Annotated in this window: 5 protein-coding genes; 3 read left to right on the plus strand and 2 right to left on the minus strand. The window is 55.3% G+C overall.

All coding sequences use genetic code 11. The annotated features are described in order from the left end of the window. Positions 1-50 precede the first annotated feature (50 nt). Positions 51-2,459 (plus strand): TcfC E-set like domain-containing protein, encoded by a 2,409-nt coding sequence (locus OKC40_RS16975; RefSeq protein ID WP_270796102.1) that lies wholly within the window; start codon positions 51-53, stop codon positions 2,457-2,459. Beyond that, positions 2,429-3,655, plus strand: coding sequence for a hypothetical protein (locus OKC40_RS16980; protein ID WP_270796103.1), 1,227 nt, complete (start codon positions 2,429-2,431; stop codon positions 3,653-3,655). The genes OKC40_RS16975 and OKC40_RS16980 overlap by 31 nt, the downstream gene beginning before the upstream one ends. Here OKC40_RS16980 and OKC40_RS16985 read toward each other — a convergent pair. Then, on the minus strand, positions 3,652-4,290 hold the full coding sequence (locus tag OKC40_RS16985; RefSeq protein WP_270796106.1) for a response regulator: 639 nt from the start codon (positions 4,288-4,290) through the stop codon (positions 3,652-3,654). The two genes, OKC40_RS16980 and OKC40_RS16985, sit on opposite strands and share 4 nt — an antisense overlap. Before the next feature lie 122 nt (positions 4,291-4,412). On the opposite strand from OKC40_RS16985, the gene OKC40_RS16990 reads away from it, so the two are divergent. Continuing rightward, positions 4,413-7,859: an ATP-binding protein gene (locus OKC40_RS16990; protein WP_270796109.1), complete on the plus strand. Its 3,447-nt coding sequence runs from the start codon at positions 4,413-4,415 to the stop codon at positions 7,857-7,859. Here OKC40_RS16990 and OKC40_RS16995 read toward each other — a convergent pair. Then, positions 7,833-8,123: a hypothetical protein gene (locus OKC40_RS16995; protein ID WP_111807730.1), complete on the minus strand. Its 291-nt coding sequence runs from the start codon at positions 8,121-8,123 to the stop codon at positions 7,833-7,835. The two genes, OKC40_RS16990 and OKC40_RS16995, sit on opposite strands and share 27 nt — an antisense overlap. Positions 8,124-8,329 lie beyond the last annotated feature (206 nt).

An 8,329-nucleotide genomic window follows, 5' to 3' on the forward strand; every position in this document is an offset into this window, starting at 1 on the left:
GATCAAGACCCAAGGGGCCGTTCGGCCCCTTGTTATTCAGGTTGTTAATCATGACTCGCTCTCTTCTTCTCTTGCTAGGGCTGTTGCTCTCTGCCCCGCTGGTGGCGGCAGATCCGGCACTGCTGCTGCAACAGGCGCGGCAATTACCAGAGGGGTTTGAAGAACACTTTTTTGGTGTCCCCCTGATGGTGCGAGTCACTGTCGACGGTCGCCTGCTGGGTGATGGGGAAGTGCTGCTCGGGCGCGATAACTCGGTGCAACTGCTCTCGTTGCTGGATGTGCAGGAGAGCGAATTTGATGAGCGGGAACGTGAGCGCTGGTTGAGCAAGCTGGGAATCCAGCTGCCACTCGGCGAGTGTGACATGGCCTGTCCCGAAGGCATTGTGGGATTGCAATACAGCCTGGAGGAGTCCCAGCTCTCGGTGCTGACCGGGCTGGTGGAGCTGGAGGCGCGGGATCAGCGCTTTATGGCATTGCCCCAAGAGAGCAAGGGGTTGCTGATCCAGAACCAGCTGAACCTGGTGCAGGGCACTCAGCGCAACGGTCACTACAACCTGCAGCTGGAGGGCAGCTGGGGGCAGTGGACCCCCTTTATGGAGGGGGATGCCACTTGGCTGGAGGGGCAATCGAGTGAAGTCGGCCTGGCTCAGCTTTATGGCGAGCGGCTCCATGAGGCCAATTTTTATCGCCTTGGTTTCTTCTTTCCCTCGGCGCAGGGGTTGGTGCGTCAGCCGAACTACTACAGTGGCGCTACCCCCACAGTGCTCGGGATGATGTGGGGCAGTTCGGATCTGCTGCGCCGGGAGCGCGGGGTGCCCAGTCTGGCGCCGATCCAGGTGGCACCGGTCCGGCAGGGCATGGTGGAGATCTATCGTGATGGCAACCTGATCCAGTCCCAGCCGGTCGTATCCGGTTTGCAGGCACTTGATACCCGATCGCTGCCCGGCGGTATCTACGAGGTAGAGCTGCGGTTGCTGGAGGATGGTCAGGAGACCCGCCGTTGGCGCGAGATGATCTACAAACCCTCCAACTGGCAGACGCCGGAGGAGCCGTGGCGCTTCAACCTGTTTGCCGGACGCCAGACCCGCTGGCTGGTGCGGCAAGGAGACAGTGATCTGGAAGGGGCCAGTGGCGGCGTAGCGGTGAACCACCTGCTGCTTCCCTCGTTGGTAGTGGGCGCAGGTAGCCAGTATGTGGACAGACGGGCCCAGCACTCCCTCTCGCTCGATTGGGAGGCGACCAGTCAGCTCCACGGCTTTGCCTCCCTCAACCAGAGTGTTGGCATCGGGTGGGGTTACGATTTGCAGGGGCTCTACTGGCATGGCAACAGCAGTCTGGTGGCCAGCCATTCGCGCAATCTGCGCAAGCAGGGGGAAGCAAGTGCGGTGTCCAGCCTGTCACTGCAGCAGTCGCTGGAAAAGTGGGGCTCCCTCGGCGTCTATGTTTCTCACCAGTCTGGCCGTGGCAATGGTGCCGATCTGGGGTGGCACTATAGCGATCGGCTGTGGGGGCGTTGGGTGACCTGGGGCGTTACCCTGTTCGATCGTCCCGGCAGCGAGAGCACGGCGCAGCAGCGGGATCGCGGCAGCACCCTGAGTCTGACCGTCAACCTGGGGGGACAGGATCGCCAGTTGTCGTTGGGGCTGGGCAGCAATACTTCCCGCTCGGGCGGTGCCCAGCGCAGCGCCTATCTCAATTATCAGCAGGAGGTGGACTGGGGGCCGCTTCGTCAGGTCAGCGTCGGCAGCACCCACGACAGCTATGGTACCGGTCTATCCGGCTATGGCCGTTTCGCGTCACCCTGGTTGGGCGGCGACATGTTCGCCCAGCACTCTTCCTATAACGCAGAGATGACAGGCGGCATCAACCTGGAGAGCGTGGTGGCGTTGGGGCAGGAAGGGGAGATGGCATTGGGTTCTCGTGATATGGGTGGCATGGGCAATGAGGCGGCGATGATCCTCGATATCGAGGCCGATGACGAGGCGGCGCGGATCCGGGTCAGTGACGATCAGGGTAGCGTGCAGATCCTCGGGCCCGGACGTCATCTGGTCTCTGTGCCTGCCTTGCAAAGCGGCACCTTGCAACTGGAGATGGCCGACCACGAGGGGACGCCGCTCACCATCAAGCCGACCGTGCTCCCCTATCACCTTAACCGCGGTGGGGTGGGTTATGGCCACGTGAATGCCGTGAGTACAGTCACCATGATTGGCCGCCTGCTGGACGAGCAAAATCAGCCACTGCGCGGTGCCATGGTCAGTAACCCCATAGGGCGGGTATTTACCGAAAATGATGGCTTCTTTGCGCTGGAGGCGAGTCGACGGCAGCCGGAATTTAGCGTGGAACATAATGGTTCCCTTCATTGCAACAGTCTTGCTAGAGAACAAGGTCGCATAGATGAGTCGGATATTATTTTATTGGGAGAGTTAAGGTGTTCAGCCACTATTACTGTAAAACAATAACATCTATACTTTTTATTATTACAGCCATAATGAGCTATTCAGTATATGCGGAAGTATTCAATGTCACAGCCGAATACATTCCAAATAGCTATGAGCACCAAGGTGGTAGATTTATAAATAAAACTCCATGCAAGATAAATTATCCATTTGTAGTTGATTATTGCGACCCTAAAAAACCGTTGGAAAGCTCCACTATCATTCAGTTTCCAGTGGATGTTTTTCGTTCTGTACACTCTAAAAATGGCAAGTCAAACTATCTTAGTTATTATCGAACTTCTGGCCCCCAAAAAATAGTTGTTACGAATGATAAAGATGGTGCTACTTATGAGTTGAAAATGATTCCTACCCATATTGGGGTTGAAACAGAAAAAATGCAGCTTTATGGATCTCATCCTAGACCAATGAGCAGAATAAGTGGCGACTGCATTTTTCTGACAGAAAGAGCATGGGGAACACCGGCAGTTTCTGAGTTGCTTTTACATTCTATTATATCCAGTGCACAAGGTCGTGCAGCTGAGTGCTATTTTAATAGCCAGGAAGACGATAATGGTTATTATTGGATTGACAGGATAATATATGGTTTTCGTCTTGAATCACCAGAACCTATTAAAATGTCAAATGGAAACTATACAGGCAGTTTAAAATTCTCTATTGGTAGGAATCAGGACATTGATCTTGGTGATGGAGTTTATAAGGGCGCACTGGTACATGAAATTAATATTAAGTTGACCGTCCGTCACCAACTTAGAGTAGATTTTCCAAAACGAGAAGGAGAGGGGTTAAGTAATGTTGTTTTGTCACCTCCAGGAGGATGGATTAATTGGCTTTATAATGGGAGGAGGACGCCAAGAATATTACAGCAGGACATTCCTTTTCGGATATGGTTTAGTTCACCATTTACTGTGGCACTGCGTTGCCAATATCAATGGAGTACTAGTGGCGAGTGCGCATTAAGAGATAGCAAAGGGCGAACAGTTCCATTGAAAACATATTATATTAATAGTTACAACGAAATGACTCTGTTGACGATAAACAAATACAGATTTTCACTTCCTGTACAGGGAAAACCGGTTATCAATGCAGACAGTGCAATTCGATTCCAGATCATTGGGGGGACGGTAATCGAGATGATGAAATATCCGGGATCCACTTTTAAAGGCGATGTCACCCTGATATTTGATGCTGCCATCGATTAGCAGAGGCCGCTGCTTTTGGCATAGTCAAAGAGGGCGCTATCGCTTTGCAGGCCGAGCCGCATCATGGCGCTCTTTTTCTGGGTGCTGATGGTCTTGACGCTGCGGTGAAGATAGTCGGCAACCTGGGTGACCGACATGCCGCTGGCCAACAGACGCACAACTTCACTCTCTTTGGCGGTCAGCGGATTGATGTTGTTGTGATGAGTTATGCCTGCATTGGCCAGCAGCATTTTTACCGCCGGGCCAATATAACGATGGCCCAGTAATATCTGGCGAATGGCATCGGCCAGTTCGTTGATAACCGATTTTTTAAGTATCAGACCATTGACCCCTGCCTGAATAAGGGATTGCAAGATGCCACTGTTCTGGATTTGGGTCAGCACAATAATGGGTAGGGTGGGATAATCACGGCGCAACTGCTGGATCATGACCATGCCATCGCTGCGGATATCTCCTGGCATGCTGAAGTCAGTGATCAGCAGATCACAATGATGCTGCTGCAATAATACAAGCAAGTCAGATACTTGGTGTGCTTCTGCAATTACTTCACAGTGAGGCTGTATCTGTTCAATCAGGCTGCGGATCCCGGTCAGAATCAAGGGGTGGTCATCAGCAAGAATAATCTTGAAGGACATGGATGAGCCTCTTATAAAACGGTGAATAATATTCAGACTATCAAAGCTAGCATTTCTATACTACCGTGCGCACCCTATTTTTTCAGGTGCCTCTATCTTTTGGTAAATATACGTGAATCGTTATGCCTATATATTATTCGCTTATGTCATTAATCAAACGATTCATAATTATTGTCTCTGTTTTTTTCTTGACGCCTGCCGTATTTGCGGCAAAGGGGCCTTCTGTACCCACGATTGAAGTAGGCATATTGGCCGGAGGGTGGGGCCCGTTTCAGCAGTGGGACGGCAAGGTTGCAGCCGGCTTTAGCGTTGAATTGATGGAACAATTAGCCAACAAGCTGGACTACCGGATTGCCTGGCAGGTCTACCCAGACTGGGAAGCTATGTACGCCGACGCCTGCCGTGGCGAGCTGGATATCCTGCTCGATGCCTTTAACTCCGAGGTGCGCCAGTGCGTCACTTATAGCTTGCCTTACTACACCTCGCCGACCGTGGTGGTGGTGCGCCAGGACAGTGCTCTGTTTCGGGATGTGAGCCAGTTGCAGTCAGCGAGCATTGCCATCGAAAAAGGCTTTCTGACCGAGAAGCTGGTCAAGCTGCATTATCCGAATGTTACCCCCCGGCTCTTTGTCGATACGCGCAGCGCATTGCGGGCGGTTGAACAAGGGCAGGCAGATGCCTATATCGGCAACCTTCATGTGTCCAATCTGTTTATCGAGCGTCACCCGGCGTTGGCGGTGGTCGCCCAGTCTCCCTTGTTGATGGAAACTCTGCATCTTGGCGTCGCCAGTCAGAAGCACTCCCTTGCTATCCGGCTTGATACTGCCATTCAGGCGCTGACGGTCGAGGCGCGCAGTGAACTGGAGAAACGCTGGTTGGGGGAGAGCCTGACCCCCAATTTCATGGGCCACAGCAATTTTTTGCTGCGTCCCGATGAGCGAGACTGGCTCTCGATGCTGCCACCGCTAAAGCTGGGATTGATCCCTGGCTGGGTGCCCTTCTCTTATCACGATGAGGGTGGCAACCCGGTCGGCTTGATGGTGGATTATCTGGACTTGCTGCAAGAGAAGCTGGGGCTGGCATACAGCCGTGTGCCGGTGCAGGGCTGGCCCGATCTGCAGCAGTTGCTGCTGCATCACGATGTGGAGCTGGCGGTATTGCCCACCCGCATCATCGAGCGACTGGTAGGGTGGCATGCCAGCGAGCCCTTCGCATCATTCCCGATGGTGCTGGTGACGGCGCGCGGCAGCCTGCCGATCGGGGATCTCTCCGATCTGGCCGGCAAAAAGCTGCTGCTGACCGACAGCATGCTGATCCCCCAGCTCAGGGCACTGGTACCCGATCTTGGACTGACCACGACCCGCCATGCCAGCGAGGGGCTCGCCCGTGTCGCCGCAGGGGATGGGGATGCCTATATCGGCAATCTGGTGGTGGTCTCCCGTCTTATCACCGAGCAGTTTGATGACCGACTCCATATTGCCGCGCCCACTCCCTTCAAGGATGAGCTGGCCGTTGCGGTACGTGAGCCTTATGCCCCCTTGCTGCCCTTGGTCAATAGGGTGTTTGCCAGCATGAGCGACAAGGAGCAGCGCCAGATCCGCAATAGCTGGCTGGCGCTGAACTATAGCGAGGGGATCCCCCGAGCAAAACTGTTGCGCACTTTGCTGCCCGCCGGGGTGGCGATTACGCTCTTTATTCTGGTGCTGTCGGTGGCTTACTGGCGGCTGCGTCAGGAGATAGTCCGTCGTCATCAGGTTGAGGCCGCACTGGCCAGTGCCAAGGCCAAGGCTGAGTCAGCCGCCACCCAGAAAGGGGAGTTTCTGGCCACCATGAGCCACGAAATTCGCACTCCGATGAATGGTATCGTCGGCATGGCGGAACAGCTCACCTTTACCGAGCTGACCCAGGATCAGCGCCAGATGGTGGAGGTCATCAACCGCGGTGCCCAGGGGCTGCATGCGCTGATCGACAACGTGCTCGACTTCGCCAAGCTGGAGGCGGGCAAGATGCAGCTCGAACAAGCCCCGTTCCTTATCCGTGAGCTGCTCGACAGCGTGCTGACCATGACGGTGAGCGAGGTACACCGCAAGGTGTTGCGCGTCTACCTGTGGGCGGATGCCGGTGTGGCAGCCCGGGTAAGCGGTGATGCGCTGCGTCTGCGCCAGATCCTGTTCAACTTTGTCAGCAATTCCATCAAGTTCACCGAGCGGGGCTTTATCGAGATCTCGGTGCAACTGCTGGCACAGGGGGAGGGGCAACAGCAACTGCGCTTCGGCGTGCGCGACAGCGGCATCGGTATGAGTGCCGAGGCGCGTGACCGGATCTTCAACGCCTTTGAACAGGCGGAGAGTTCCACCACCCGCAGCCATGGTGGCAGCGGGCTGGGGCTGAGTATCTGTCAGACCCTGGCTCGCCTGATGGGTGGTGTGATCACGCTGGAGAGTGCCCCCGGGCTTGGCACCTTCATCACCCTGACGGTCACGTTGCCGGTACTGGCGCAGCGAGAGCCGGATCCCCGTCTGAACAGGATGCTGGCTTCTGTCGAGCTACATGACGAGAAGTTGTGTCACACCCTGCTGTTGCACCTCGATGCACTGGGGATTGAGCGCACCACGCAGCACAGCGACGCCGAGTTGCGTTTCAGTGACAATCTGCAGGCGCCTGAAGGGGTTATCTGTGTGTTGCCACTGACATCACCCCTCGGCTATCGCTACGAGGCGGGGCGCTATCTGCTCAACAGCAACCCCATGACCTGGCATGCGGTGCGGGAAGTCTGCTATCGCCAGCTTGGCTTGAGCGATGGGACAGCCACATCAGCGATGCGAAAGAGCACACAGAGCGCGCTCATGCAGCCTTGTCGAGTGCTGCTGGTGGAGGATAATCCCCTCAACCAGACACTGGTGATGCGCCAGCTCAGGCAGCTTGGTCTGAGCTGCGATCTGGCGGAGCACGGCCAGCAGGCCCTCGAAATGGTCGCACAGCACTCCTATGATCTGGTGCTCTGTGATTGCCAGATGCCGGTGATGGATGGCTATGAATTCACGCGCAGTATACGTGCAGCCGAGCAGGGCGAGCGGTCACTGATCATCGCCATGACGGCCAATGTGTTGCCGGAACAGGCTGAACGCTGTTTCGCCGCGGGCATGGACGATCTTCTGGGCAAGCCGGTGCTGCTGGACGGGCTGCGTCAGATGTTGCAGAAGTGGCGCATCTTGCCATCGCCCCCCTTGATTGATGTCGCTGCCATGGCGGCATTTTTTGGCCAAGGTGACAAATTGCGGCAGATGTTTCCGCTCTTTCGTCAGGAGCTTGAACAGGCGATGGCGCAGCAGCCACAGGATGACAAGGCATTGGCCAATTGGGTACATCGTCAGGCTGGCACCATCAGTATGATGATGGCGCCGCAGCTCGCCGAAGAGGCATGGCGACTGGAAGAGAAGATCCGTCAGCTCGGGGCGCCGGTTTGTATGAGCGAACTGGCCCTATTTCGCACCCGGTTGCAGCACATCATCGAGGAGTTGCGGCAGTTGAGCGAGAGCGACTCAGCTATCGAGGGAGAGCTGAAATAGTGGAAACTGTTCACTCATAAAGTCGCGGGGGCTGTGACCATTGCCTGCACCGGCCAGCCACTCCCAATCCAGTTTTGGTGAGCCGGCTTTGAAGCGTTGATAGGCAACGCCCTGATGGATTGTTAGAAAGAGGGTCGTGGGAAGTCCCAGCTTGTTGCTGTAGCGCACCATCAGATCGCCCTGATAGTCGTTGCTAATTCTGACTTTGAGCGCCTGCAGTGTCAGACCGGTAGCGTGACCCTGTTCGTCCCAGACTTCAAACATGATGTGAATACTCTGATGTCGATGATGTCACGATGAGCAAGATCGGATGCAATTGCAACTGTCAGATCTGACAAGGGCAGAAATGAGTGGGTAGGTATACAAAACGAAAACCCGGCGCGAGGCCGGGTCTTCTGAATGATGGTGGAGGGAGAAGGATTCGAACCTTCGAAGGCAGAGCCGTCAGATTTACAGTCTGATCCCTTTGG

The organism is Aeromonas sp. QDB11 (assembly GCF_027705265.1).
Taxonomy (GTDB): Bacteria; Pseudomonadota; Gammaproteobacteria; order Enterobacterales; family Aeromonadaceae; genus Aeromonas; species Aeromonas allosaccharophila.

Excerpts from the sequence above, each read along its gene's own strand:
- OKC40_RS16975 (WP_270796102.1), top strand. The coding sequence starts at position 51 with ATGACTCGCTCTCTTCTTCTCTTGCTAGGGCTGTTGCTCTCTGCCCCG.
- OKC40_RS16985 (WP_270796106.1), bottom strand. The coding sequence starts at position 4,290 with ATGTCCTTCAAGATTATTCTTGCTGATGACCACCCCTTGATTCTGACC.
- OKC40_RS16990 (WP_270796109.1), top strand. The coding sequence starts at position 4,413 with ATGCCTATATATTATTCGCTTATGTCATTAATCAAACGATTCATAATT.
- OKC40_RS16995 (WP_111807730.1), bottom strand. The coding sequence starts at position 8,123 with ATGTTTGAAGTCTGGGACGAACAGGGTCACGCTACCGGTCTGACACTG.